This window comes from Pseudomonas sp. B13(2017), from assembly GCF_002113245.1.
GTDB lineage: Bacteria > Pseudomonadota > Gammaproteobacteria > Pseudomonadales > Pseudomonadaceae > Aquipseudomonas > Aquipseudomonas putida_Z.
The window spans coordinates 90296-115595 of the sequence record NZ_NEJX01000019.1 but is presented as its reverse complement, the minus strand read 5'-3'; the positions used below and the strand labels follow the sequence as shown (position 1 = coordinate 115595).

23 protein-coding genes and 1 pseudogene are annotated in these 25300 nt (G+C 60.5%); 10 read left to right on the top strand and 14 right to left on the bottom strand.

Annotation, left to right across the window (positions count from 1 at the left end; all coding sequences use genetic code 11):
- Nucleotides 1-20 precede the first annotated feature (20 nt).
- Nucleotides 21-683 carry a response regulator transcription factor gene (locus CAG44_RS22185; RefSeq protein WP_085693001.1) on the bottom strand — a complete coding sequence of 221 codons (663 nt, stop codon included), beginning with the start codon at nt 681-683 and terminating at the stop codon, nt 21-23.
- Nucleotides 684-953: 270 nt separating this feature from the next.
- On the opposite strand from CAG44_RS22185, the gene CAG44_RS22180 reads away from it, so the two are divergent.
- Nucleotides 954-1967 (top strand): GlxA family transcriptional regulator, encoded by a 1014-nt coding sequence (locus CAG44_RS22180; RefSeq protein WP_085693000.1) that lies wholly within the window; start codon nt 954-956, stop codon nt 1965-1967.
- 37 nt (nt 1968-2004) lie between these two features.
- Here the strand turns inward: CAG44_RS22180 and CAG44_RS22175 are convergent.
- A pseudogene (locus CAG44_RS22175) lies at nt 2005-2229 on the bottom strand (LysR family transcriptional regulator); the annotation flags it as partial.
- Nucleotides 2230-2571: 342 nt separating this feature from the next.
- On the opposite strand from CAG44_RS22175, the gene CAG44_RS22170 reads away from it, so the two are divergent.
- From CAG44_RS22170 to imm45, 4 genes are all read left to right on the top strand, one after another.
- Nucleotides 2572-2946: a response regulator transcription factor gene (locus CAG44_RS22170; RefSeq protein WP_085692999.1), complete on the top strand. Its 375-nt coding sequence runs from the start codon at nt 2572-2574 to the stop codon at nt 2944-2946.
- A gap of 269 nt (nt 2947-3215) precedes the next feature.
- Nucleotides 3216-4418, top strand: coding sequence for an NAD(P)/FAD-dependent oxidoreductase (locus CAG44_RS22165; protein ID WP_085588171.1), 1203 nt, complete (start codon nt 3216-3218; stop codon nt 4416-4418).
- Between the two features lie 98 nt (nt 4419-4516).
- The gene (locus tag CAG44_RS22160; protein ID WP_085588169.1) at nt 4517-5440 is read left to right on the top strand and encodes an MBL fold metallo-hydrolase; all 924 of its coding nucleotides are present in this window, start codon (nt 4517-4519) and stop codon (nt 5438-5440) included.
- Between the two features lie 415 nt (nt 5441-5855).
- Entirely contained in the window at nt 5856-6185 is a 330-nt protein-coding gene (imm45, locus tag CAG44_RS22155) for an Imm45 family immunity protein (protein ID WP_085588167.1), read from the top strand.
- A 331-nt stretch (nt 6186-6516) separates the two neighbouring features.
- On the opposite strand, the gene CAG44_RS22150 is transcribed toward imm45, so the two are convergent.
- Nucleotides 6517-7023, bottom strand: a complete 507-nt coding sequence (locus CAG44_RS22150; RefSeq protein ID WP_025339481.1) for a GNAT family N-acetyltransferase — start codon at nt 7021-7023, stop codon at nt 6517-6519.
- Nucleotides 7024-7274: 251 nt separating this feature from the next.
- Between CAG44_RS22150 and CAG44_RS22145 the strand changes: the two genes are divergently transcribed.
- The gene (locus tag CAG44_RS22145; RefSeq protein ID WP_085588165.1) at nt 7275-8057 is read left to right on the top strand and encodes an SDR family oxidoreductase; all 783 of its coding nucleotides are present in this window, start codon (nt 7275-7277) and stop codon (nt 8055-8057) included.
- Between the two features lie 78 nt (nt 8058-8135).
- Nucleotides 8136-9140 (top strand): AraC family transcriptional regulator, encoded by a 1005-nt coding sequence (locus tag CAG44_RS22140; protein WP_085692998.1) that lies wholly within the window; start codon nt 8136-8138, stop codon nt 9138-9140.
- Between the two features lie 22 nt (nt 9141-9162).
- Here CAG44_RS22140 and CAG44_RS22135 read toward each other — a convergent pair whose 3' ends face one another.
- The 8 genes from CAG44_RS22135 to CAG44_RS22100 form a co-directional block, all read right to left on the bottom strand.
- Complete coding sequence (locus CAG44_RS22135) at nt 9163-9879, bottom strand: SDR family oxidoreductase (RefSeq protein ID WP_025339484.1); 717 nt, start codon at nt 9877-9879, stop codon at nt 9163-9165.
- A 42-nt stretch (nt 9880-9921) separates the two neighbouring features.
- Nucleotides 9922-10407, bottom strand: a complete 486-nt coding sequence (locus CAG44_RS22130) for a DUF2165 domain-containing protein (protein ID WP_025339485.1) — start codon at nt 10405-10407, stop codon at nt 9922-9924.
- A 181-nt stretch (nt 10408-10588) separates the two neighbouring features.
- Nucleotides 10589-11668: a DUF3592 domain-containing protein gene (locus tag CAG44_RS22125; RefSeq protein ID WP_085692997.1), complete on the bottom strand. Its 1080-nt coding sequence runs from the start codon at nt 11666-11668 to the stop codon at nt 10589-10591.
- Between the two features lie 136 nt (nt 11669-11804).
- The gene (locus tag CAG44_RS22120; RefSeq protein ID WP_158091155.1) at nt 11805-12791 is read right to left on the bottom strand and encodes a GNAT family N-acetyltransferase; all 987 of its coding nucleotides are present in this window, start codon (nt 12789-12791) and stop codon (nt 11805-11807) included.
- Nucleotides 12792-13030: 239 nt separating this feature from the next.
- On the bottom strand, nt 13031-15469 hold the full coding sequence (locus CAG44_RS22115; protein ID WP_085692995.1) for a TonB-dependent receptor: 2439 nt from the start codon (nt 15467-15469) through the stop codon (nt 13031-13033).
- 77 nt (nt 15470-15546) lie between these two features.
- Complete coding sequence (locus CAG44_RS22110; protein ID WP_085588153.1) at nt 15547-16380, bottom strand: FecR family protein; 834 nt, start codon at nt 16378-16380, stop codon at nt 15547-15549.
- Nucleotides 16377-16901, bottom strand: a complete 525-nt coding sequence (locus tag CAG44_RS22105) for an RNA polymerase sigma factor (RefSeq protein ID WP_025339489.1) — start codon at nt 16899-16901, stop codon at nt 16377-16379. The genes CAG44_RS22110 and CAG44_RS22105 overlap by 4 nt, the downstream gene beginning before the upstream one ends.
- Before the next feature lie 92 nt (nt 16902-16993).
- Nucleotides 16994-17380, bottom strand: a complete 387-nt coding sequence (locus CAG44_RS22100; protein WP_050706059.1) for a MerR family transcriptional regulator — start codon at nt 17378-17380, stop codon at nt 16994-16996.
- A 73-nt stretch (nt 17381-17453) separates the two neighbouring features.
- Here CAG44_RS22100 and CAG44_RS22095 point away from each other — a divergent pair, with 73 nt between their 5' ends.
- The 3 genes from CAG44_RS22095 to CAG44_RS22085 all read left to right on the top strand — a co-directional run bounded on the left by CAG44_RS22095 (nt 17454) and on the right by CAG44_RS22085 (nt 21149).
- Nucleotides 17454-18554 (top strand): SDR family oxidoreductase, encoded by a 1101-nt coding sequence (locus CAG44_RS22095; protein ID WP_085692994.1) that lies wholly within the window; start codon nt 17454-17456, stop codon nt 18552-18554.
- A 160-nt stretch (nt 18555-18714) separates the two neighbouring features.
- On the top strand, nt 18715-20226 hold the full coding sequence (locus tag CAG44_RS22090; RefSeq protein ID WP_178076937.1) for a sensor domain-containing diguanylate cyclase: 1512 nt from the start codon (nt 18715-18717) through the stop codon (nt 20224-20226).
- Nucleotides 20227-20249: 23 nt separating this feature from the next.
- Nucleotides 20250-21149, top strand: coding sequence for a DMT family transporter (locus tag CAG44_RS22085; RefSeq protein WP_085588143.1), 900 nt, complete (start codon nt 20250-20252; stop codon nt 21147-21149).
- A 48-nt stretch (nt 21150-21197) separates the two neighbouring features.
- Here CAG44_RS22085 and CAG44_RS22080 read toward each other — a convergent pair whose 3' ends face one another.
- From CAG44_RS22080 to dctA, 3 genes are all read right to left on the bottom strand, one after another.
- Nucleotides 21198-22451, bottom strand: a complete 1254-nt coding sequence (locus CAG44_RS22080) for an OprD family porin (RefSeq protein WP_085588141.1) — start codon at nt 22449-22451, stop codon at nt 21198-21200.
- A gap of 58 nt (nt 22452-22509) precedes the next feature.
- On the bottom strand, nt 22510-23814 hold the full coding sequence (locus CAG44_RS22075) for a CitMHS family transporter (protein ID WP_013972233.1): 1305 nt from the start codon (nt 23812-23814) through the stop codon (nt 22510-22512).
- 123 nt (nt 23815-23937) lie between these two features.
- A complete protein-coding gene (gene dctA, locus CAG44_RS22070) occupies nt 23938-25251 on the bottom strand; it encodes a C4-dicarboxylate transporter DctA (protein WP_025339496.1) in 1314 nt (437 codons plus the stop codon).
- Nucleotides 25252-25300 lie beyond the last annotated feature (49 nt).

Sequence of the window (25300 nt, the reverse complement as noted above, 5' to 3'; positions counted from 1 at the left end):
TGCGATACACGTGGCGGCGCTCAGGTCGTCCGCTGCAACGGCTCGACGCCCAGGGCCTCGGCCATGCGCACCAGATCGGCGATCGAGCGGGCGGCCAGCTTCTTCATCACCTGGCCACGGTGAACCTTGACGGTCACTTCGCTGAGGTTGAGCTCGGCGGCGATCTGCTTGTTCATCAACCCCGCGACGACGAAGCGCAGCACTTCGCGCTCACGCAGGGTCAGCGCCTCGAAGGCCTGCCGCAGCGCCGCGCCGGACTGTTCGACCTGCAACCGCTTACCGTCGCGGGCCAGGGCGCTGGCCACCGCGTCGAGCATGTCCTGGTCGCGAAAGGGCTTGGCGAGGAAGTCCACCGCGCCGGCCTTCATGGCCTTGACCGTCATCGCGATATCGCCGTGGCCGGTCATGAACACGATGGGCATACGCACCCCGCTCTTCTCCATCTGCTCCTGGAACGCCAGGCCGCTCTCGCCGCGCAGGCGCACGTCGAGCACCAGGCAGCTGGGGACGTCACGCCGGGCAAAGGACAGAAAGGCCTGGGTCGAATCGAAGGTCTGCACCTGCAAGCCGATGGAGCGCAGCAGGCCATCGAGGGCGAGGCGCATGGACTCGTCGTCATCGACCACATAGACCACCGGCTCCTTCGGGCCTTGCGGCGGATTGGAATGCGACGACGAGCTCATCTTGCCTCCTTGGGGGACCGCGATACTCGCGGTGTGCAGATCAAAAAATTTAGTCCATGATGGGGCCCGCGGCAAAGTGCCAGCCCAATGGTCATGGGGCCGGAGCGATACCTTCGGGATATTGGCCATAACGCGCGCCATGGAGCACGCCATAACGCTGCTGCGCGCAAGGCTAGCCTGGCGAAGCGAAGCGCCGCCAGGCCAGAAACCCCTGAATATCGGCCACCTTCGGCCCACTTCCGACCGGCCACCCGAACAGGTAGAACCCCGATGGCAAGCGCCTTTGCGCTCCCTTACCCGCTCCCGGCAACGACGCCGATCACCGTCGCCTTCGTCGCCTACCCGCAGATGGGCCTGCTCGACCTGAGCGGCGCACAGACCGTGTTCTGGGCCGCCAGCAAGGCCCTGGCCCAGCGCGGCCTGCCCGGCTACCGGCTGCTGACGGCGAGCCTGCGCGGCGGACTGGTGAGCACCGTCGAAGGACTGTCGGTGGATAGCAGCGTGCTGGCTGAACTCGACCTCGCCGAGGTCGACACCCTGGTCGTCCCGGGCGCCCCGGACATCGGCGAAACCCTCGACAGCCACGGCGAACTGGCGGCCTGGCTGAGCCACGCGGGGTCCAAAGTGCGTCGGGTGGCCTCCGTGTGCAGCGGCGCCTTCCTGCTGGCCAAGGCCGGGCTGCTCGACGGCTGCCGCGCCGCGACCCACTGGGCTCTGTGCGACACCCTGCAACAGCGCTTCCCGGCTCTGGAGGTGGACGCCGACGCGATCTTCATCCAACAGGGCGCGGTCTGGACTTCGGCAGGGGTCACTGCCGGCATCGATCTGGCACTGGCGCTGGTGGAAGCCGACTGCGGCCGCGATGTCAGCATGCAGGCGGCGCGCGAGCTGGTGGTCTACCTCAGGCGCCCCGGCGGGCAGGCGCAGTACAGCACCCTGCTGCAATTACAGACCCAGGACAGCCCGGCCTTCGACGAGTTGCACCTGTGGCTGGTGGAGAATCTGGGGGATCCGAAACTGACCGTGGAACGCCTCGCCGAGCAGGCGAAAATGAGCCTGCGCAATTTCTCCCGCGTGTACAAGGAACGTACCGGGCGCACACCGGCCAAGGCCATCGAACTGTTGCGCCTGGAAGCGGCAAAACGCCTGCTGGAGAACTCCTCGCGCAACATCGAGCAGATCGCCCGCGCCTGCGGTTTCGCCGACGAGGAACGGCTGCGCAGCACCTTCCAGCGCCACCTGTCGATCTCCCCGCGCGACTACCGCAGCCGCTTCAGCCGCTGAGCCTCGCTCAGGCCACGGCCAGCGCCAGCGAACGCTCCGGCTGCAGCTCCAGGTGGCGGGCAAAGCAGCCACGCACCGGGCGCAGGCTGCGAATGAACAGCGGGTCGTCGAACATCGTCCGCAAGCGGTTCAGCGCACTGCTGACGGTGGCCTGGCAGAGGAACAGGCGTTCGCCCGCCCGGGTCACGTTGCGCTCGCGCATCATGGTTTCGAAGACAACCAGCAAGTTGATATCAACATGTCGCAGGTCATTTCTGTTCATGGTTTCGCCCGCCTGGTGAAAGTTGCATCCGAACTGCCTTTCGCAGAGCCGGCTCACTTCTCCAGGCTTGCGATGTGATTGCAGGCTATTCAGGCGTAACCGCTGAGTCAGTTGTACATGGGTGCAATATCGCCACCCGTTGGTTATCCGAACTAATACCTGGGTATTGTTCCGCTCAACGTCCTGCTGCGAATATCACCCGCATCAGACGGCCAGCCGGAATATCCATACCCAGGTGTTGCCCGACTATACCTAGGTATACTTCTCCGACTTGTTCGACGGCGTATCTTGCAAATACGGCAGGCGCCGCCACGCGCGCCCCAGAGGATGCAAAAGACGCAAATGCGCATCAAGGCTGTCATTGCAGTAGTCGACGACGATGAATCCCTTCGCACCGCACTGGAAGGCCTGCTGCGCGCCACCGGCTACCTGGCGCGCACCTACGGTGGGGCGCGCGAGTTCCTCGGCTCCGACGGCCCGGAACTGGCCAGCTGCCTGATCTCCGATATCCAGATGCCGGGCATGTGCGGCGTGGAGCTCTATGAAGCGCTGCGCAGCCGTGGCCTGGACCTTCCGGTGATCTTCATGACCGCCTACCCCGGCGAGCGGCCACGTATCAGCACGGACATGCCCGGCGTTATCGCCTGCCTGCCCAAGCCGTTCGAAGCGGAACAATTGCTGGCCTGCATCGAAACTGCCCTAGTTCTGAAATCCTGAACGCGAAAATCCCCCGCAAGCTATTCCCGTCCCTGATCACTGCACTGCAGCTCCCCGTCGATACCTTCGTATAGTTCTCTTCAACACATGCGTAATTCCTGCACACCGATGTAGAAGTGCGCCCGGAAGTTCTCCTCCCTAGCATGGACTCACAGCGGATGACTGCAGACGGCACAACGCAAACCAGGTTTGCAACTACCCGTCAGCGTCACGCCGAACTTGAAGCAGTGACTTCAAGGAAATTCATCCATTCGAGTCAGGAGCACATGATGAAACAGCAACTTCTGGTTATTGGCGCGGGCTTCGGTGGACTGTGGAGCGCACTGAGCGCCGCCCGCCTGCTGGACATGCACGGCCGCAACGATGTGGAAATCACCCTGTTGGCGCCGCAGCCTGAACTGCGCATCCGCCCGCGCTTCTACGAACCCGATGTGCACAGCATGTTCGCTCCGCTGACCGAGCTGTTCGAGGTCGTGGGCGTGCGCTTCGTCAAGGGCACCGCCGAGAGCATCGACGAGCAGTCCCGCAAGGTCGGCTACCGCGATGAAACCGGCCGCGCTGGGGAGCTGAGCTACGACCGCCTGGTACTGGCCAGCGGCAGCCACCTGTCCCGCCCGCCGGTACCGGGCCTGAACGAGCATGCCTTCGACGTCGACCAGATCGAATCGGCGGCGCATCTGGAAAGCCACCTGATGTCGCTGCGCAACCAGCCGGCCGGTCGCGCACGCAACACCGTGGTGATCGCCGGCGGCGGCTTCACCGGTATCGAGACCGGCACCGAAATGCCGGCCCGCCTGCGTGCGATACTGGGTGAAGACCAGGATGTCCGCGTGGTCATCGTCGATCGCGGCGAGCGCATCGGCGCGGTAATGGGCGAAGGCATCCGCCCATCGATCATCGAGGCCTCCGACAGCCTGGGCATCGAATGGATCACCGGCGCCACCGTCGCGGCCGTGGACGCCAACGGCGTGACGCTCGCCGACGGCCGCCACATCGAGAGCCACACAGTAATCTGGACTGTGGGTTTCCGCGCAAGCCCGCTGACCGAACAGCTGACAGCCCAACGTGATGGTCAGGGCCGCCTGCACGTGGACGGCAACCTCAAGGTTCGTGGACTGCAGAACGTCTTCGCCGCCGGTGACGTCGCCTACGCCGCGACCGACGATATCGGCAACTTCGCCGCGATGTCCTGCCAGCACGCCATCAGCCTCGGACGCCACGCCGGCAACAACGCCGCCGCCGACCTGCTTGGCGTTGCCCCGACCCAGTACCGCCAGCCCAAGTACGTCACCTGCCTAGACCTCGGCGCCTGGGGCGCCGTGTATACCGAAGGCTGGGACCGCCAGCTGAAGCTGGTGAAGGCCGAGGCCAAGGAACTCAAGACGCAGATCAATACCGTCTGGATCTACCCGCCGGCCGCCGACCGCCGCGCCGCCCTGGCCGCCGCTGACCCGCTGATCCCGGTGGCCTGATCGCTCTATCCACTTTATTCGCTCCGCCCGCACTCCCTGGCCCCGAGGGAGCGCCATTCGCCTGATGGACCGGACCTAACAAGCAACAGGAGACCACCATGACCATGCACCTGAATACCTTCGCCCAGCCCGATGCCACCACCCCGGCCCAGGAACTGGTGCCTTCGCGCTACGCCCTGCGCGTGGGCGAGATCGACGTGCTGGTGGTCAGCGACGGCGTGCTGCCGCTGCCGACCGAAACCATGTCGACCAACGCCACGCCGGAAGAGCGCGCGGCGTGGTTCAAGGAGATGTACCTGGGCCCGGACATGTTCGACTGGGCACTGAACGTGCTGCTGGTGCGCAGCGGTGAGCAGACCATCCTGATCGACGCCGGCCTGGGCAACCAGTTCCCCGGTTTCCCCCGCGCCGGGCAGCTCCCCAAGCGCCTGAAGGATGCCGGCATCGAGCTGTCGTCGATCACCGATATCGTGATCACACACATGCACATGGACCACATCGGCGGGCTGCTGACCGACACTGTGAAGAACGGTCTGAGCCCTGAGGTGCGCATCCACGTCACGGCTACCGAAGTCGACTTCTGGAAGATCCCGGACTTCAGCCTGACCGAAATGCCGCAGCCAGTCCCAGATGTCCTGCGTCGCACTGCCAATGAATTCATGGCGCATTACGAAAGCCGGCTGCACATCTTCGAGGACGAACACCAGGTTGCGCCGGGCGTGGTGTCCAAGCTTACCGGCGGTCACACCCCCGGCCATTGCATCGTCTACGTCGATTCCGCCGGCGAGCGCTTGACCTTCGCCGGCGACGCGCTGTTCCCGGTGGCTTTCGACCACCCGGAATGGCACAACGGCTTCGAGCACGACCCGGAAGAGTCGGTCCAAGTGCGCGTGCGCCTGCTGCGCGAGGCGGCGGCAAGTGGCGAACTGTTCGTCGCCACCCACCTGCCCTTCCCTTCGGTTGGCCGCGTAGCCATTGATGGTGATACCTTCCGGTGGATTGCAGGCTTCTGGAACTACTGATACCAAATGTTCTACCCCTGTTCCGCTGGATGCCTTTCAAGGACCCAGCGGGACAAGGGTTTTGATTTTCAATGTCAGTAACTGGTTAGTAGCAGAGGCGCACCTTCAGGCGCAGGCAAGTATTCAAATAGAAGAGTTTTGGATTCCGCTGGTAACTCCCCTCAAAAGGCTCCGGCCTGTATCCCGGTGCTAAAAGAGATAACATCGTCAAACCTCAGTCTGTTCCGCCATCTCCAGAGCGTCATCGACCTCAATGCCCAAATACCTAACCGAGCTCTCCACGACCAGCAGCTTTAGACCCAGAGCGGCCGCTCGACGAACTCTATCTTCAGCCTCCCAGCAGGCGTTTGAGCCACGAGTTGTCGTAAACTGCTCAAAGCCTTGGGCTGCCTGTACATAAGGAAAAGTGAATTTTATGACAACACTTCTTGAATGCTCAAATGAGGTTTTCAGTCGTGGAACCGTATTCAGAGCCAAGGGTTCATACCCGTATGAAGATGTTGTCGATTTCATGGTTTTTGAAACACTGGACGAGGATCGTCGCTTTGGGCTGATGGTTACCACTGGCTATAAGGCCGGCCTGCCGCTGGTTTGGCTACCTAGGGAGAGCAATGCCGAATGCCTTGGCCTCAGCAAGGAGTGGGTTTTGGCCAACTGGGGCAAGTGGATCTATCCGGACTGTGAAGTCTCACAAGTCCTTGTGATTGAAGGCTATAAACCTGGTTCGCACCCCTCCAGATGCTGAGCGGTTGGTGTCGCACCGAATCGACTCTGGTTTTCGTAGACGCCTCGAACGACTGCTCTGGGTCGAAACCGGTCATCCCCGACCGGCAGCTATCGACCCAAGGCGGACACTGATCCAAAGCTCTGTAGTCAGTGCAGGCTTCATCGCCGGCAAGCCGGCTCCCACAGGAGTATCACCAGCCTTCAGGCATGCGCTGTACTTGTGGGAGCCGCGCTTGCCGGCGATGGGCCGCGAAGCGGCCCCGGTTACAGATGTCCGCTTTGGGTCGAAAACGGCCACTCGTGAACGGCCGCCTTCTTCCATGGCGAGCTTCGCAGTCTGGCGTCGCCGCTCATTGGCTTGGCTGCGTCTCCTCCTGCTTGAAAACACGAAATCCGCGCGCCTGATAATTTCCAAGCGCGGCAGGATGGTCGAACGTGCATGTGTGTACCCACACCCGCTCTGTACCTTGCCATTCCCACGCAGATCGAACAGCGTGACTCAAGAGTGCCCCGCCGAAGCCGCACCCTAGAAACTGCGGTGCCAACCCGAAGTAGCGGATTTCGCAGTTACAGCCATCGGGGCGATAAAGCTCGTAATAGCCGGCTATCGCGCCGCGGTGATAGGCAACCCAGGTACGGTGGCACTCCTGTTCAACGAGTGCCTGCCATTCGGAACTGCTCCAGCTATCAAGATCGCCCCACTCCCAGGGCGTTCCTACCAGCTTGTAGAGAAACCGATTGAATTCCGCCTGAGGCACTTCACATTCGATGATCTGAAGGTCGTGACGCTGTGGTTTTTCCTGCAGCTCGGAAGCCGAGGTCATTTCCAGGTAATAAGTAATGCAAGACCGTTCCATCGTAGACTCCCTGCGTCTTCCCGCTAGCGATCAACAAGCATGCCAGCTGCGGCTCGACTGCGGCTACATCTGATGTCTGCTTCGGCTAGAAAGCAGTCGCTATCAAGTAATGGATAACGCTTGGCTCGCGTTGCGCGAACCACAGCTTGGCGCAATCGGAATCAGCCATGGCATCTTGCGCTAGTGCCATCCCCAAACCCGTACCGTAGCATCTCCTTGCCCAAACGTATTGCACCAAGCAAGGAGAAAACATGGTTACCGACACCGCATTGATCACTGGCGCCTCGGGTGGCATCGGACTGGAACTGGCACGCCTCCATGCGGCCAAGCGTGGCGATGTCGTCCTGGTAGCGCGCTCGCGTGACAAGCTGGAGTCCATCAAGCAGGAACTTCAGACTCGATACGGCGTGAAAGTGTATGTAATCGTGGAAGACCTGGCCGATCCTGGCGCAGCAGATCGGGTATTCGCTGCCACCGAAGCATTGGGGTTGTCCATCGACGTTCTGATCAACAACGCCGGGTTCGGTGGCCACGGGAAGTTCGTCGAACGCGACATCGCTGGCGATCTAGCCATGATGCAAGTGAACATGACCGCGCTTACCGCTCTGACCCATCATTATCTGAAGGCGATGGTGTTGCGTCGACGCGGGCGTATTCTCAACGTCTCGTCGACCGCCTCGTTCATACCAGGCCCCCTGCAGGCGGTTTATTACGCCACGAAGGCATTCGTGACATCCTTCACCCAGGCTATCGCCGAGGAAACCCGGGAATACGGTGTAACCGCCACTGCGCTGTGCCCGGGCGCGGTCGCAACAGGTTTCGTCGCCGCAGGTGATCTGCAGGGTGTGGATGCCTGGAACAATGCCAGGACGGCACAATCCGTGGCGCAATGCGGTTACCAGGCCATGGAGCGCGGTGAACTGGTTGCGTTCAATGAAGGCAAGTTGCGCGTCATGCTCGACTGGATTGTTCCGCTGTTGCCTCGCAAACTGGTGCTCAGGATGTCCCGCAAGGCAATGGAAAAGGCATCCTGAGAAGGCCAGAGAAGCCCTGCCCGTTCGCCTTGCTGACTTGCGTGCCAAGGCAATGCGCTGCAAAGAGATGCCTCGATAATGAAACAAGCCAAGAACTTCGCCGTGCATGCTGGGTGGAAGGTGATCATTGCTGATTTGGGAGTAGCGCCTGGGGACCTGCTGGCCTTGGCCGAGCTACCGGCTGATCTATTCAGCCGCAAGGACTCCGTGCTCTCGCCACCTGAGTATTTTCGACTTTTCGAAAGCCTTGAGCAGCTGGTCGGAGAGTCGCATCTACCACTGCGACTCGGTGGTGCCGTTTCAGTCGAAGCCTTCGATCCGGCTCTTTTTGCTTGCCTGTGCAGCCCGGACTTCAACGTAGCGCTCACCCGGCTTGCTGAGTACAAGCGTCTGTGTGGTCCCTTGGCACTGGATGTAGTCTTCCACGACGCTTACACCGAGGTTTTTATCGAGTGCTATGGATACGACCGTCCGCTCCCGCGCAGCCTCCTTGCGATGGAACTGGTTTTCCTAACCCACCTGGCGCGCCTCGCCACAAGGCAAACGATCACCCCGCTGGAGGCAGAGCTGGTTGCGCTGCCCGAACCAGCAAAACCGTGCGAAGAGTTCCTGGGATGTATCTTGCGACAAGGCAACTGCAATCGTATTCGCTTCTCCAAAGAAGATGCTGCGCGCCCCTTCCTTACCGAGAACGTTGCCATGTGGCAATTCTTCGAGCCGGAACTCCGGACGCGGCTTTCAAAGCTCGAAGCCGGCGCGACCACCCAAGAACGAGTACACAGCGCGCTGCTCGATATGCTGCCGAGCGGGCGGAGCAGCATCCATGATGTCTCCAGTCGTCTGGCGATGAGCAAGCGCTCACTCCAGCGTCATCTTGCAGACGAGGCGCTGAACTATCAGGAGATACTCAATGACACGCGTCAGGGCCTGGCTTGCCATTACCTGTCTCGCTCAACCCTGTCCCCAGGAGAAATTGCGTTCCTGATCGGGTTCATGGATGCCAATTCTTTCCTGCGCGCCTTCAAAGCCTGGACAGGCATGACACCGGGCGAGTACCGGAGGCAGCACAGCCACCAAACGTGAGTGCTGAATGGCAGCTTTGGCGTCAGAAGCGCTCATCGCCGATCGCCGGCAAGATCAGCTCCCTTACGAACGAAGCCTCGGACAAGCGCAACAGCGCGTCGACCATGGTGACCACATCATGCACCGGTACCTGGCGCCGTTCGCCTCGTGCTGCGGCTTGCGCCAATGGCGTGCTCAGGGAGTCGTCGGTATTCAGGTAACCCAGGTGAAGCACGGTCACCGCCAGGTTGTCATCCCTGAAGCCTTCGCGTAGCGCATCAGCCATGCCGTTGAGGGCGAACTTGGAGGCGCCGAATGCCACCTCCGGGCGCCCGCTCTGGCGAAGGGCCGAGGTCGAACCGGTGAGGATCAACTGCGGTCGGGGCGCACCTAGCAACTTTGGCACCAGCCGCTTGAGCAGAAGCAGCGTGGCGGTGATGTTCACCTCGACCAGCCTGGTGATCGATTCGTCGCTGTCGTCGAGGAATGCGTAGTGCTCGCTGAAGGCGTGTTCTTCCCAAATGCCCACGTTGCAGATCAGGACATCCAGATCGGCAGGTGTTCGATCCGCGATCTGTGCTACAGCCGCCGTTGGCTTGGCAAGGTCGGCATCGATCCAGTGCAGATCGATGCCCGAGGCAAGGGCCAGGTCGACCGGCTGTTTGCGGGATACGCCGATCAGCGTGTCCCCTGGCTTGCCGAGCCCTTCGAGCAAGGCACGGCCCAACCCTCTGCTGGCACCTACGATCATCGTCTTCATCTGGTGCTCCTTCCTGGCATCCTGCAAGTATCCATCGACCGATCAACTCCACCGGACATTGAGTACGACGAAGTGCAGCAGGACCCAGACCATCAGCAGCAGATGGGTCAGTTGCAACCCTTCCTGACGGATCCAGTAGCCGAACCATATCCCGCCCAGCAGCATGGCGAGCAGGAACCCGAGCGTTGCGCTCAAGGCCAGGTTCAACCAGGGCAGTGAAGCCTCCAGGCCGGCGCCAAGCACCAGTTCATAGCACCCGACCCAGGCCGTGAGGGCGGCGGCTGCCTGTATCAGCACGATGATCGACAGGGCCAGGCGATGGAGGGAGGGAGAGGTCATCGCTCGCCCCAGCAGTGGGAGGCTGATTGCGGGCGGTTGGGCCAGCGGCGCCATCGACATGGTCGCCCCGATCGCCCCAGCCGAACTGGCAAAGGCATGCAGGTTGTTGATCAGGCTGATACTCAGCCACAGGCTCAAGCCGATGCAGCAGGTGATCTGGAAAATCAGCAGTGAGGTCGGAGTGTCCATTCCTGGTCCTTTGTGAGTTCGTTTCCGGAAGCAGCGAGAGTCCGGACGACACTCTAGAACCTAAACTTAACCTGAGGTCAATACCGTCGGGATCCGAATAACCGGTCGAGGTCATCGAGCCACTGAACATTGAACTCACAGACTCGGACCGCCATTCGGACAGTTCCGTCAGCATGACGGGTCAGTCCGTAAAGAAGTACTTGCCTTTGACTTTCCTGGGGGTGACGAAGGCGAAGTCCGGAAAGATTTTTCCTCGGACGTACCAGACAAAAGCCAGCATAACAATACTGATAACCAATGAGACAGTGGTTGTTGCCGGATTGGATGCAAACCCAGCAAGTGTCTTTGGGAATTGGGGTAGCGCAAGGAGTATGTACGCGTTGTAGGCAACGACGCGATGGTTGTAGAAGCCCCAGACCCACAGCAAGGGGATCAAGATCATTGAGATACTCACAATCCATTTGGCCGCTGGCCCGATCCCGGCGCCTTGAGTCATTCCCAGAATAAATCCAATCAAAGCCTGAACAAGCATGATCGTAATGAGAATATTGACCTTGCGATCATGCTCGTCACAGCGAACTGGATCTGCATACGAGGCGATAAAGTAGGCAAGTTGACTGTCTTTCACACCTTGCCCTGAGAGTTGTGAGAACACTTCCGACTTTGCAATGTTGGCGTCGAGTAATTCGCGAACTTTTTCCTGAACCTCTTTCTTGCTCAAGGCTGATTGTGAAACGCTTTCTGATTGAGTCAACCTGACCGGTTTCCTGGCAGGTTTCCTGACAGAGCTCCTGACAGAGCTCCTGACAGAAGACCTCAGAATAGCGACAGCCCCAATAGAGGCTAGCGCGCCCAAGACGGTGACAAGGTAGAAGGCTCCACCTAGTGAGAGAGACCCAGGCTTGACCCTGCCCGGCTTTGCTGGATCGACAAGAACCTCGATCACTTTTCCCTCCCTGAATGTTGCAATTGATCTTTCAACCGACTCCAGGCTGCTCCTGCAGGGCCGATTTGATGTTTCGAGAGGATACGTATATTGCTGTCCGCCCAACTCGAAGGTCACATTTACCAGAGCGCAATAGGTGGTACCCTTACTGTGCACCTGCTCGGAAATGGAGGCAGTAGCGACAGTGGCTTTCAATTTCCACCAAGTCTTCGCCTCATCTACTTCCTTGTACAAATTAAGAGACGCGAGCAGGCAGAGCAAGGCAAAGATAAATAAAATAACGAACAGGACCGCCCTTAGCAAAAAGGTCTTCATAAGGCTCCTTGACCAACGTCAAATGGCGGCCGGTCGGAAGATGACACCTTGGCAGCAAGTCCCCCTGAGGTTAGTCCATGAATACTCGTATGCAATGCTACTTCCCGCACTTCCGCTCTTGGCCGAGCTCTGCCGCTTACCACCGCGACTTTGATTCGATAACCTCGACAAACCCCTCTGACCTGCAAGGCGGCTCGAACGCAGCCGCAACTGCCTCGATACTCTCCCGCGGCACTTGATGATCCGCGCGGCGTAACGCATTGCGTGCCAGTGCCTGCTCCACCGAGGCACGAACCCAGACCGCCGAGACCGGCACGCCAATGCGCGCGGCCAACGCCAGGATTGGCACACGATGCACGCGCCGCGGCAGTGCTGCATCGAAGTACAGGCAACCGTTATCATCCCCTGCCCCACGATGCTGCTCGATCCAGGTTGTTTTCCCCGCAGCTTGCATGCCCACGACCAACAGCAATCGCGCTTTCGGGCCACTGCGCGTTAGCGCAGCCTCCAGCGCCAGCAGGGTGAGCCGCCAAGCGTCGGCGTTGCGCGATTGGCTGAACACGCGCCCACCGAGCGTTTCAAGGTAATGGTCTGGATTGAACACTCGGGTATCGGCTGGAGGGGCAGACGACCAACGATAGCCAGTCAACGACCACGATTGCCCTGCCAGTTCAATGGACCGTACAGACGCCTCCCGGCCACCGCAGCGTCGGTAGAAGTGCCGATTCGGGTTATCCGTCAGCACCCAGGCGAGCAAACCTTGCCGGCCCGGCGCTTGAAGCTGCATCGCCACGGCCAGCAGCAGCTGCCGCCCAACGCCCTGCCCTTGCCAATGCGGCAGCAGATAAAGACCATAGAGCTCGTTAGCCTCCCCGAACCCCGGGCTTCGGTTCGGCCCTCCCGAGCAGAAGCCGACGATCTCGCCCGCTACCTTGGCCACGTGGTAGATCACTCCACTAACGGCGAACATGGCCCGATGCCGTTGTTGCTGAGCCTCGATGGTCAATCCGGCCAGAAATGCATCCGGCAGGATGCCCTGAAACGTTGTCTGCCAGGCCTTCACCGTCACAGCCGCGATGCCTGCCAGGTCCTCAGGGGCTGCCGCGGTAATGAGCAAGTCCATGTGCGCTCTCCTTTGATTCGCCATGCAACGATCAACTGCCGCTTTCAGTGGGTAGCCCGCAGGCTTTACCTGTACAGCAGCAACGCAAACTGTCCGGACACTGTCCCCAGGCCGACAGCATTGGCACTGAGCGCTATCTGCCCAATATAGATAGTCCGCTCCACCTTCCTCATGCCTGGTAGAGCGAAACATGTAAATGACCACCGGGCTCGATACCGGCCCGGTGATTGCTCAGCACCTTACCAATTGTGCGTATAGCTGGCAGTCAACACAGTGCCGGGTGCCGGCAAGTGGCTGGTGTTGTTGTTATTGCGCAGCAACTGGCTGTAGAGCGGGTAGTAGTCGCGGTTGAACAGGTTCTGGATGCCGACGCTCACCTTGTCGTCAGTGGAGATCTGGTACTGGCTGACCAGGTCGACTGTCGTATAGCTGCTCACCTGATGTCGACCAAAGCTGTCCACGCCATCGAGCCTGTAGTCCTTGGCGTCGAAGAACGTGGCTTGCAAGCGGTTGCTCCAATCCAGGGTCGGCTTGTATTGCACGTAGGCGGTCAGCTTCAGCGGCGGAACGCGATAGCCGGTCATGTCTTGCCAGCCTTTGCCGTCCGGTTTTTCTCGCCCGCGCATCCAGGTCGCACTCCCCCCTGCGCCCCACACCGCATCGTCCGATAGCCAATCGGCACTGGCTTCAGCGCCGTAGATGCGCTCCTTGGTGCGGGTCAGAATCAGGCCATTGTTGAAACTTTGCACATCCCCCAGCTTGGAGGTGGTGTAGAACAGCGCCAAGGTGCCGAGGGTGTTGCTGCCCAGCTCTCCTCGCCAGCCAAGCTCATAGTTGTTGGTCTTGACCGGCTCCAGGTTCGATGCGTCGATGTCGAAACCACGGCGCGCATTGCGCAGCTGAATGCCCACATCGGGCAATTGGAAGCCTTGGCTGAAGGAGGCGTAGATTTCCTGGCCAAGTACCGGTGAGTAGACGATGCCCAGGTTCGACAGCACCGCATCGTAATGAATGTCGCCACCCTTCACCGCCACCGGGGAGGCAGCCGCGGATTCAGACAACGGAACGAAGTCATCGAACTCGGCGGTGGAGTATTCGTAGCGCAGGCCGCCGTCGATAGACCAATGCTCGTCGAAGCGATGCTGCAGCTGGGCGAACGCACCGGCGCTTCGCGTCCTCAGCGGGGGCATGTAGGTGAGCTTGCCGGTCTTGTCGAAAACCAAACCGCCACTGGCGTCATAAGCCGCCGGGTCGAAGACGTCGAGCGGCATGTCGCTGCGCTCCTGGTTATAGTCGCCACCCCACACCAGCTCGGTACTGCCGCTGTCGCCAAGTGGCGTGCGCAGGGTCAGGCGGCTGCCGAAGACTTCACTGTTCTGCATGATCTGGTCGATGTTGCCGCCGCGGGTGGCAACGGCCCGGGCGTCGAACGGGGTGAAGCGGGTGAAGTAGTCCCGGTAGTACATCTGGGCAGAAAGCCGGCTTCCGAGAATGTCGAGATTCTCGTACTCCAGGTTCACCAGCGTGTTGCGAATGCGGTTCTGCTCATCGAGGTCCAGGCCCTTGACCGCATTGGCCGGCACAGAGCCAGCGGGGAGTTTCGCGACACTTGGGTCTGTAGCGTAGTCAGTGTCCTGGCGGGCGTCGTAGTGGCTGACTGCAAGCTGGATTCGCTGGTTCTCGTCGATGTGCAGCCCCAGCTTGCCGCCAATGTTGTAGATGTTCGAATCGAACAGGTCGCCTTGACTGGGCTCCGGGGCGATCCGGTCGCCATGCGCATCGTACGAGGCACCAATGTGGCGGGTACCGAAGTCGAACGAGTAGTCCACCGCGCCCTGAGAGCCTGCGAAATACTGCTGGAACTGCCCCCCTAGGCCATCGCTGCCCAGGCGGGTGAGCGGCGAGGTGGCGCTCAGGCTGGTTTCGGCACGGTTTTCGCCACCAGCAGGCCGTGTGGTGATGGAGATGATGCCCCCCGTGGCGCCGCTGCCGTAGATGGCGCTGCTGCCACGGATGACTTCGACCCGTTCGATCAGTGCCGGGTCGATGTTGGCCAGGTTGCGCGAAGAGTCGCGGTTGGTATTGAGCGGCACCCCGTCGACCATGACCAGCATGCTGCGCCCGCGCAGGGTCTGGCCATACTCGGTGACGGTGCGGCTGGAGTCGGACATGCCAGGAATCGCCTTGGCGAGTACCGTGGCCAGGCTCTCTGAACCCTGGCGCAGCTCCTGCAGTTGTTCATGCTCCAGAACGGTGGATTGCCGCGTTGCGGAAACCAGGCTGCTGCTGGTGCGCGAGGCGGTGATTTCCATCTGCGCCATTTCCACCGGCACGCTTTGGGTTGCGGGGCTGGATGCAGGGGCACCCTGCGCGACGATGACGAACGTGCGCTCATCCTTGGCCTGTACCTGCAAGCCACTGTCCTTGAGCAGCGTTTGAAGTGCTTCCTCAGGTGTGAACCGCCCTTTCACCGCAGGCGCGTTTCGGCCTGCACCGAGATCGCTGGCAAAGATGATCTGCACCGAAGACTGCTGTGCGAGCGCATTGATGGCCTCGCCCAGCGGCGCGGCGGGGAGATCCATGTTCACCTTTTCCCGGCCCTGGGCCGACATTGCGATGAGCAGGCTACTGGCGAGCAATGACAAGCGTAGTTGGCGACTGCAGAGGGGGAAATGCACTTCTCGAGTTCCTTTTTATGGTTGGGCTTTTTCAGTAGCCGCCATGGGGATCGAGAAACCCTACCTGCGCCTGAGAATTATTTTCTTGTCGATTTGGGTTGAATCCGGACGCTGCCATCCCCTTGTTGCAGCACGGCGACGGGCAGGATGCTTGGCAGCAGATCCAGTAGCAGGTCGACATTGTGCGCCTCGAACACCCCTGTCACCTTGAGTGCGGCCAGGCTTGGGTCGCTCAGCTCGATGGGGGCCTTGCGATAGAGGCGCAGCAACGACACCGCTTCATCCAGCGGCGTCTGCTCGAACACGATGCGATCATCTTTCCATGCCATCGCCCTGGAGGCATCAGCCTTCGCAACCGGCATCAGTTGCCCGCCAATCGAGTCGACCTGTTGCCCTGGCCTGAGGGTGACAGGCGCTTGTGCTGCAGCCGCCGCGACGTCCACGCGCCCACGGGCCAAGGTCACACGCACCGCGTCGTTATCCAGGCGGCGAACATTGAACAGCGTACCGAGCACCTCGACTTTCGCCAGGCCAGCGGACACCACGAAGGGGCGGTACACGGCCGAGGACACATCGAAAAGCGCCTGCCCTGCGCGCAGGTCGACTTCGCGGCTGAGCAGACGCCAACTGATATCGACATGCGTGCCACTGTCAAGCAGCAGCTTGCTTCCATCGCTCAGCAGCACAGCGCGCCGCTCACCAATGGCGGTAGCGAAACGCTCGCTCTTGTAGGCAGGGTTCAGCCACGCCAGGGCTGCAAAGGCGATCGCAACCGCCAGCGTGATACCTGCCGACTTCACCGCTTTCGAGGGCGCAGGCCTGGACGGCGGCATGGGGAACAGCTGCTTGAGCTCTTCACGATGTCGCCCCAGGGCCTCGTCCAGCGGCGCCTGTTCGGGCTGCTTGGTCATGGATGCACCTCATCGCGCCCAAGCCGTTGCCTGCACGCCGCCAACCCCAGGCGCAGGTGCTTTTCCACTGTCTTGATGGAGATACCGAGGCGAGCGGCTACTTCTGCCTGGGGGATTTCGTGAATCTTGTGCATGACGAAAACAGCCTGACAGCGAGGTGGGAGGTCTGTGATAGCGTCGACGAGCAGTTGAAACTCGCGCTCGCTGTCATACCTGGTCATCGGGGTGGCTGCCGGGCAGGCCACCTCAGGCAGCTCGGAGATAGCCTCTACCCAGGCGCCTCGGCGGCGATCGCTACGATAGCGACTCACGGCGGTGTCGTGGGAGATTTTTCGTAGCAAGGCCAGTGGGGTTCGGACGTCGTCTTTCTCACCGCGCTCAAGCAACTGCACGCACACGTCATGCACTACATCGCGCGCCATGCTTCTGTCGCCGAAGCGTCGGCGAATGTGGTCCACCAGATCGTCATAGTGACGTACCAATGTAGACAGCAGCGTCGGTTTGGCGGGATCGAACGACACGATGCATCCTGAATAAGAGGTAGGCCCCGAAACAAGACACAAGTGTAAATGAGAAATAATTGCGAATAAACAAGCTACGGCGTCGAGCCATGCTAAATCGCAGGAAGGTGAGGAATGGTCAGCCCATTGGCAATGGCACTGGCTTCAAGCTTTGCACGCTCCGCGTCCAGAAGGACATAGGCGGCTTGCAGCGTGGTGATCTTCGCTTGAATGTCGGCCATCTTGCTGGCTACCAACATCGCGCCTTGCGCGCAATCGATCGTATTACCCCGCTTGGCCGCAAGGATGTCGCCGATCTCGGCGAGCGAGAAACCGCCGCTCTGGGCACTTTGAATAAAGGCCAGATCAACAACGGTCTGGTCGCTGTAGCTACGGTAGTTGTTGGCTTGGCGGTGGGCCACGATAAGCCCGAGTTGCTCGTAATAACGCAATGTATGGCGGCCGACGCCACTCCGGCGCTCCAACTCTCCAACATTCACAGTAAAAATTCCTTGACTGTAGAGTACGCTCTACACCTTAGCCTGCGCCAATCATCCAGACAAGGATTCAGATATGAGCGTGGAATGCTTCGTTACCGGCGGCAGTGGGTTTGTCGGCCAACACCTACTGGCCCGCCTTACTGCGACAGGGCACAAGACCTGGGTGCTCATGCGCAACCCTGAAAATATCGAACGCCTCAAAGCGCAAGTAAGCCAACTGGGAGGTAACCCTGCATATATAAATGCAGTTGAAGGAGACATCAGCAGGGATGGACTTGGACTCAGCGAAACAGACAGGCAATGCGTAGCTTCAGTCGCTGTGGTCTTCCACCTCGCGGCGCAGTTTACCTGGGGCCTGACAATGGAGCAGGCCCGCGCAGTCAATGTACAAGGTGCGCTGAGAGTCGCCAGGCTCGCGGCGAGCCAGCGTATCCGCTTGCTGATGTTGGGCGGCTATATGCTGCAGAACCTTACTCATCTTTCAAGTATCGGGGTTGATCACGAGCGCCCTGAAAACACCAATTGGCCCGCAGTCTACGGTCGTGTGGGTGGCTACGAAGGCAGCAAGCTGGAGTCCCATTTTGCAGTCATCCGCTACATGCAGGAGGCAGGCGCGGATTACACGATCGTTCATCCTGCTACGGTGTGTGGCCATAGCGAGAGCGGGCATATCCCTCAAGGGCAACCTCTGGCCGACCTCATTCAAAACCTGGCACTGGGCCGGTTCAAGGCTGTCCCTGGTTCCGCCAGGCACTGGTTGCCATTGGTCAGCGTCGATTACCTGGTAAATATGATGACCTGCGTGGCGTTCGACCCGTCGATGGCCAACCGGCAGGTCCTTGCGCTGTATGAGCACACCCCGAACCTGCAGGGTATGCTCGAGCAATTGGCACAAATGCTGGATATAAAGGCCCCCCGCCGCCATGTACCCATAGGGTTGCTGAAGTGGCTATTGGCGATTCCCGGCCTGGCCACCCGATTGTCGATCAGCGCCGAGTCATTGAACTTCATCCAGACGCAGCGCTTCGACATGAGGGACAGCCAGCAACTGGAACGAAAGTATCAGTTGGCACATCCCGACATGGCGCGAACTTTGGAAAAGACCGTGCGCTACGTCCAGAGTTACTTGCCCTCTCGTCATGTCCACACTTCTGCAAAACCTGGCGGAAGATAACAAACGGGTTCTGACAGAGCGCGTAATTCTGTCGAACACTCCAGCAACTTCGGTGTTATATTATTGCGCATGAACCGGATGGTTACTTCCTGACCGTCTGGTTAGTTAAAGCGTGTCGACGCTCAACTTGGTCTTTAGGGAAAAAGGCGTGTGAATTGACGTGAAGCGTGACATCCACCTCGTTGTGCTACTGCTATCGGTCATCGGTTGCTCTCTCGCATCGTTAACGCTGTGGAAGGTCATGGCTTCTCGCGAGCGCGCCCTGGAAGACGTCAATGTCCATGGCCTGAACCTGACCCAGGCACTGTCCACCTATTCGGAGGGTATCGTCCGGCAGAGCTCGATGCTGCTGCTCGGGCTGGTCGAGCGCCTGGAAACCGAGGGCGCCGGGCCTGCGCAGATCGAACGTCTGGATCAACTGGTCAAGCGCCAGCAACCATTGATGCCGCCGATGAGCGGCATCATGATCTACGCCAGGGACGGACGCTGGCTGATGTCGTCCAACCAGCCGACACCCGTCGGTGCCAACAGCAGCGATCGAGCCTTTTTCATCCACCACCGTGACGACCCATCCCGCGACCCCTTCATCGGCCTGCCAATCCGTAGCCGCGTCAACCAGGAATGGGTGATCACCATCAGCCGGCGATTCAACGATGACCACGGCGAGTTCGCCGGCGTTGTCGCCATGACGCTTGGCGTGGAGAACTTCCTGCAGCTTTTCGGCAAACTGGATGTCGGCCATGACGGTGCCATCGGGCTGGCCTACACCGACGGTTCCATGCTGGTGCGCTACCCGTTTCGGGAACAGGACATGGGTCGCAACTTTTCGAAGTCGCCCATCTTTACCAAGTATCTCGTTGACCAGCCAGCGGGCACCGCATCGTTCACCTCCAGCCTGGACGGCGTGGAGCGCCTCTATGCGTTTCGCAAGAGCGACAAGCTACCCCTGGTGACAACGGTCGCGCTGGGCAAGCAGGAAGCACTCTCGGCCTGGCGGCTCGAGGCGCTGCTGTCGTCACTGGTGGTCGCTGCGCTGCTGGCACTGATCGGGGCCATTGGCTGGCTGCTGATTCGCGCCATGAGCCGGCGCAGTGCGGTCGAAAGCGAGCTTCGACTGACCCAGCAACGGCTACTCGACAGCAACCAGCAGCTCGAGAGCCTGGCGATGCACGATGCGCTCACGGGGCTTGCCAACCGGCGCTGCTTTGACGAGGCGCTGACCCAGGAAATCCGCACCGCCCATCGAAACGGCACCACACTGGCTTTGCTGATGATCGACATCGATCATTTCAAACGCTACAACGACACCTACGGGCATCCGGCTGGCGACGCCTGCCTGCAGCAGATGGCTGCCCTGCTCTCTTCCTGCATCCGCCGCCCTCGCGACCTGCTGGCACGCTACGGGGGTGAGGAACTGGCCGTGATCCTGCCCGATACCGACAACGACGGAGCGGTCGTCGTCGCCAGGCTGATGCTCGAGCGCCTGGCCTTGCAACCTATCCCTCACAAAGGCAGCCCTTTCGGGCATGTGACCGCCAGCATCGGCATCGCCTGTGCCGATGGAGCGGCCCTCGACAGCCCACCATCGCTGATTGAACGCGCCGACCGGGCGCTCTATATCGCCAAGCAGGCGGGCCGCAATCGCCTGCATGTCGACCGGGCGAAGGCATAAAGCCAATAACAAGGAATGTACAAATGCAATCTCATTTCGGCAAAGGCGTACTCTTTGCACTCTGCGCCGCTGCATTGAATGCAACGATCGGCGTACTCAGCAAAGTGTTGATGAACAGTGGATTCAGCTCCAGCAGCATCGCCCTGATAAAAACAGTCCTCGGCTGCCTGTTGCTGTCAGCATTGCTCCTGTTTCTAAAGCGGCCCCTGCATACGGCCAAGTGGTTCCATGCTGCCGTTTGCGCATTTCTCGGCATTTTTGTGTTGTTCCACTTTGAAACCTCGGCCTATAGCCATTACGCCGCGGCAGGCGTCGTGGTGATCCTGATGGCAAGCGCGTCCATATCTTCGATATTACTGGGGCGAATAGTTCTCAAGGACCCGATCACCGCCAACGCGACGGTAGGCGCCGGTTTGACCATAGCTGGCATTGCCGTGATTTTTGGCGCCGACCTGGAACAAGGCTTTACGCTGGAAGGTGCAGTGCTCGCTTCGATCGGAGGCTGCGGTTATGGCGCATTTTCGGTTGCCATGAAGCGAATGGGCGTTTCCGGGGGGCTGCATTTCACCCGGCAACTATTGTTTTTCGGCAGCCTCTACCTGCTGATGCCGGCTGCAACCGATGGGTTCAACATTGGCGAGCTGTCGCTGGTGGCGGTCATGGCACTGCTGGCGCTGGCCGCGTTGCCGACCATCCTCGGCTTCTTCTGTACCACCAAGGCCATCGAATACCTGAAACCCTCGCAAGTCCAGGCGCTGGAGCTGACCGAGCCGCTGTTTGCCGCACTGCTGGCGTTCGTGGTGCTCAATGAAGTACCGCGGGACACGTTGTACCTGGGGGCCGGGCTGATTCTCTTCGGCCTGTGCTTCTCCAATGAGCTGATCCGACTGGGCAAGAAAGCGCCACAGCCGTCCAAAGCATGAAACGCGTGCGAGCAAGCACCTCGAGGCATGCATGCTCGCACGGCCGCATTACCAGATCGCAATATCGTAGGTCAGGTAGATCCGGTTGCTGTCGCGCCCTCGGGAAAAGTCAGAGCGGTAGACGTAGTTGCGAAGCTTCACACCCAGACCTTTCACAGGCCCGGATTGCACCACATAGGCAAGCTCCACGTCACGCTCCCACTCGCTGAGCCCGGCATCAGCCGAGCGACCGTTGTCCCCGCTCAGGTAGCGCGCCATGAAGGTCAGCCCGGGCACACCGGCCGCTGCAAAGTTGTAGGCGTAGCTCGCCATCCAGGTTTTCTCTTCCTCCTCGATGAACTTGCCTATGCCAACGTTACTGAACGAGTAAACCGTCGCGCCGCTGATGTACGGCAGCCCAGCCTCGCCGTCGAGCACCTGGTAACCGGCACCGACAGTGTGCCCGGAGTGGGTATAGGACAGCTGCCCGCTGAACATGTCATTGTCGATCTGGCCGCCATGAGCGGCTCCGCTGTCGCGGCTCTTGAAATAGCGCAAGTCGGTGGTGAACACCCCTCCACCCAACGGCAGATCGTGTACCAGGCCGGCATAGTCCTGCCGATAGAAGTGTTCGAGCTGGCCGTGGAAATAGCTCAAGCGCAGCTGCTTGCTGATGGCATAGTCGGCCCCGGCAAAGCTGAAATCGCCTGACTCGCCGCCACTGTAACCATCGAGGAACAGACCGGTGCTGTCCGAGGAGTCCCGCTGCTTGAAGCGGTCCAGGTGGCCGGCGGTCAGGGTCAGGCCATCGACATCGGTACTGGTCAGCTGCGTACCCTGGTAGGTCTGCGGCAACAATCGGGCATCGTTGTACACCAGCACCGGTGTCTTGGGCAGCAAGGTGCCATGCTTGACGATGGTCTGCCCCAGTCGCGCCTTGGCCGTCACACCGGCACTGGCGAACTCGTCCGCGGCACGGCCATCGTCATGCACCGGCAGCAAGCCGGTACCGCTGCGCCCGCGGCCCGAATCGAGCCGTACGCCTACAAGCCCCAGGGCATCGAGCCCCAGCCCCAGCGGGCCTTGGGTGAACCCTGATTGGTAGTCGAGCAGAAAACCCTGTGCCCATTCCACACGCTCGCTCTTTGCAGTTGCAGCAGCGCGGGCGCTCATGCCTTGTTCGTCGCGGAAGTTTTCGTTGAAGTAAACGTTGCGCAGCTGCAGCTTGAGCTTGCCGTCGTCGATGAATCCGGCAGCGCCGGCCACAGGCAGCCAGCCGCAGAGCAGGCCACAGGTGGCCCCACGGAAAACAGTTCGGGACATTTTCGATACTCTGTTGTTGTTCTTGGATGAGGTGGGCGCCAGCAGCGCCCGAGGCAGATCAGACGAAGAAGGACAAGGCACCCGTGACCAAGGCCAGTGCGGTGATGACCAGTGATGTCAGCACCGCCCATTTCACGGTGGCCTTCTGGAAGTCGCCGATGTCGCGATCGACCATGCCCACCAGCAGCAAGGTCGAGGCCACCAGCGGGCTCATCAGGTGCACCGGCTGCCCCAGCACCGATGCGCGGGCGATTTCAACCGGGTCGATGCCGTAGGCGGCCGCAGCGTTGGCAAGGATCGGCACCACGCCAAAGTAGTAAGCGTCGTTGGACAGTACGAAGGTCAGCGGCATGCTGGTCAGCGCCACCACCAGCGGGAACCAGTGGCTCCAAGCCTCGGGAATCCAGTCGACCAGGGTCTGCGCCAGTGCATCGACCATCTTGGTGCCCGAGAAGATCCCCGCGAAGATGCCTGCGGCGAATACCAGCAGTACCACTGTCATGGCGTTGCCGGAGTGGGCGAGGATGCGCTCTTTCTGCAGATCCAGTTGCGGGTAGTTGATCATCAGCGCTGCGACGAAACCGATCATGAACAACAGTGCGGAATGCATCACACCCATCACCAGCGCTGCCATGACGGCAATCACCAGCACCAGGTTCACATACGCCAAGCGTGGGCGCTTATGTGGGCTCTCGCCGAGGATTTCCTTGATGTAGCAGTTGCCGCCACCCGACTCCAGGGCGATGTTGCCGATGCGTCGGCGCTCGGCACGGCCCAGCAGGAAGGCGGTGAACACCACCCAGGCCGCACCGCCGATCACGGTCGGCAGCATCGGGATGAAGTACTCGGTCGCATCCAGCCCGAGCGCGGCAATGGCCCGGGTGGCCGGCCCACCCCAAGGGCTCATGCCACTCATGATGCTCAGCGACAGCATGGATACCGTGGCCAGGATCATCGGGTTCATGCCGATGCGCTTGTACAGCGGCAGCATGGCCGCGCAGGTAATCATGTAGGTGGTGGTGCCGTCACCGTCGAGCGCCACCAGCAGCGACAGCAGCGCGGTACCGATGGCGATCTTGACCGGGTCGCCATTGACGCGCTTGAGGATCTTGCGGATCAGCGGGTCGAACAGACCGGCATCGATCATCAGCCCGAAGAACAGGATGGCGAACAGCAACAGCGCTGCCGAGGGCGCCACCATTTTCAAGCCATCGAGCATCATCTTGCCCAGTTCGGGGGCGAAGCCACCGATCACAGCGAAGACAATGGGTACCACGGTGAGCGCAACGATTGGCGACAGGCGTTTGCTCATGATCAGGTAGGTGAAGGTCACCACCATGATCAGGCCCAGGAGTGCGAGCATGGTCATTTCTCTTGTTTTTATTCTATTGCGGCCATCGGCAAGGCAGACGGCCCCCTACCCCACTCGGCATCGCCAGGATGCTGAGTGGGATTTTAAGTCAACAATGGGAGATGGAAGAGGCTTTCAGCTGTGATGCCGAGGCTCGGCAGACCAGTCGGCCTGCGCAATATCCGCCTCGTCCGGTGCAGCCGGAATGCCGTTCAGGCGGCGCAGCAAGGTTTCCCGTTCACAGGCATTCTCCGACAGCGAGATGACCACCGTGGCCACAGCGTTGCTGGCCAGGCTGGTCAGGGCACGCGCCTCGGACATGAAGCGATCGATGCCGATCAGCAAGGCAAGCCCTGCCAACGGGATGTCGTGAATCACGGTCAAGGTCGAAGCCAGTGCAACGAAGCCACTGCCGGTCACACCCGCTGCGCCTTTTGACGACAACAGCATGATCGCCAGCATCGTCACCGTCTGGCCCAGGCTCAGGTCGATGTTGCAGGCTTGAGCGATGAAGACTGCCGCCAACGACAGGTAGATGGCTGTACCGTCGAGGTTGAAGGAGTAACCGGTTGGCAATACCAACCCGACCACGCCTTTCTTGCAGCCCAATTTCTCCAGTTTCTCCAGCATGCGTGGCAGCACGGGCTCGGTGGACGAGGTGCCGAGCACCACCAGAAACTCCTCGCGGAAATAGCGCAGCAGCTTCCACAGGCTGAAGCCGTGAGCACGGCAGATACCACCGAGCACCACCAGCACGAAGAACGCACAGGCGATGTAGAGCGTACCGACCAGCTTGGCCAGTGCCCCCAGGGACGTCACGCCGTACTGCCCGACGGTAAAGGCCAGCGCACCGAAGGCGCCGACCGGGGCGAAGCGCATCAGGTAGCCAAAGATGCGAAACACCATGGTCGAGGCAGATTCCAGCACATCGAGTACCGGCTTGCCCTTCTCGCCCATGGACGACAGGGCAAAACCGCTGAGCACCGCGATGAACAGCACCGGCAACACTTCGCCCTTGTTGAACGCCCCGATGAAGGTGTCGGGAATGATGTGCATGAAGAAGTCGACCACGCTGAGCTTTGCCGCAGACGCGGCGTACTGGCCGAGCCCCGCGGTGCTTAGCGTGGCAGGGTCGATGTTCATGCCGACACCTGGGCGGAACAGGTATACCGCTGCCAGGCCGATCATCAGGCTGATGACAGTCAATACCAGGAACAGCAGCAAGGTCTTGCTCATCAAACGCCCGAGGGAGCGCTTGTCGGTCATCCCGGCGATACCGGTGACGATGGTGCAGAAGACCACCGGCGCGATCATCATCTTGATCAGCTTGATGAACGCATCACCCAGGGGCTTGAGCGCAACGGCCTGTTGCGCCCAGAAGTGACCGACCACCACGCCCAGCAGGACGGCGCAGAGGATCTGGAAGTACAGCGATTTGGCGAGTCTCATGAGGCATCACCCATTGTTGAAATTGTGCGGATGCGCTTGTTGCGAATGT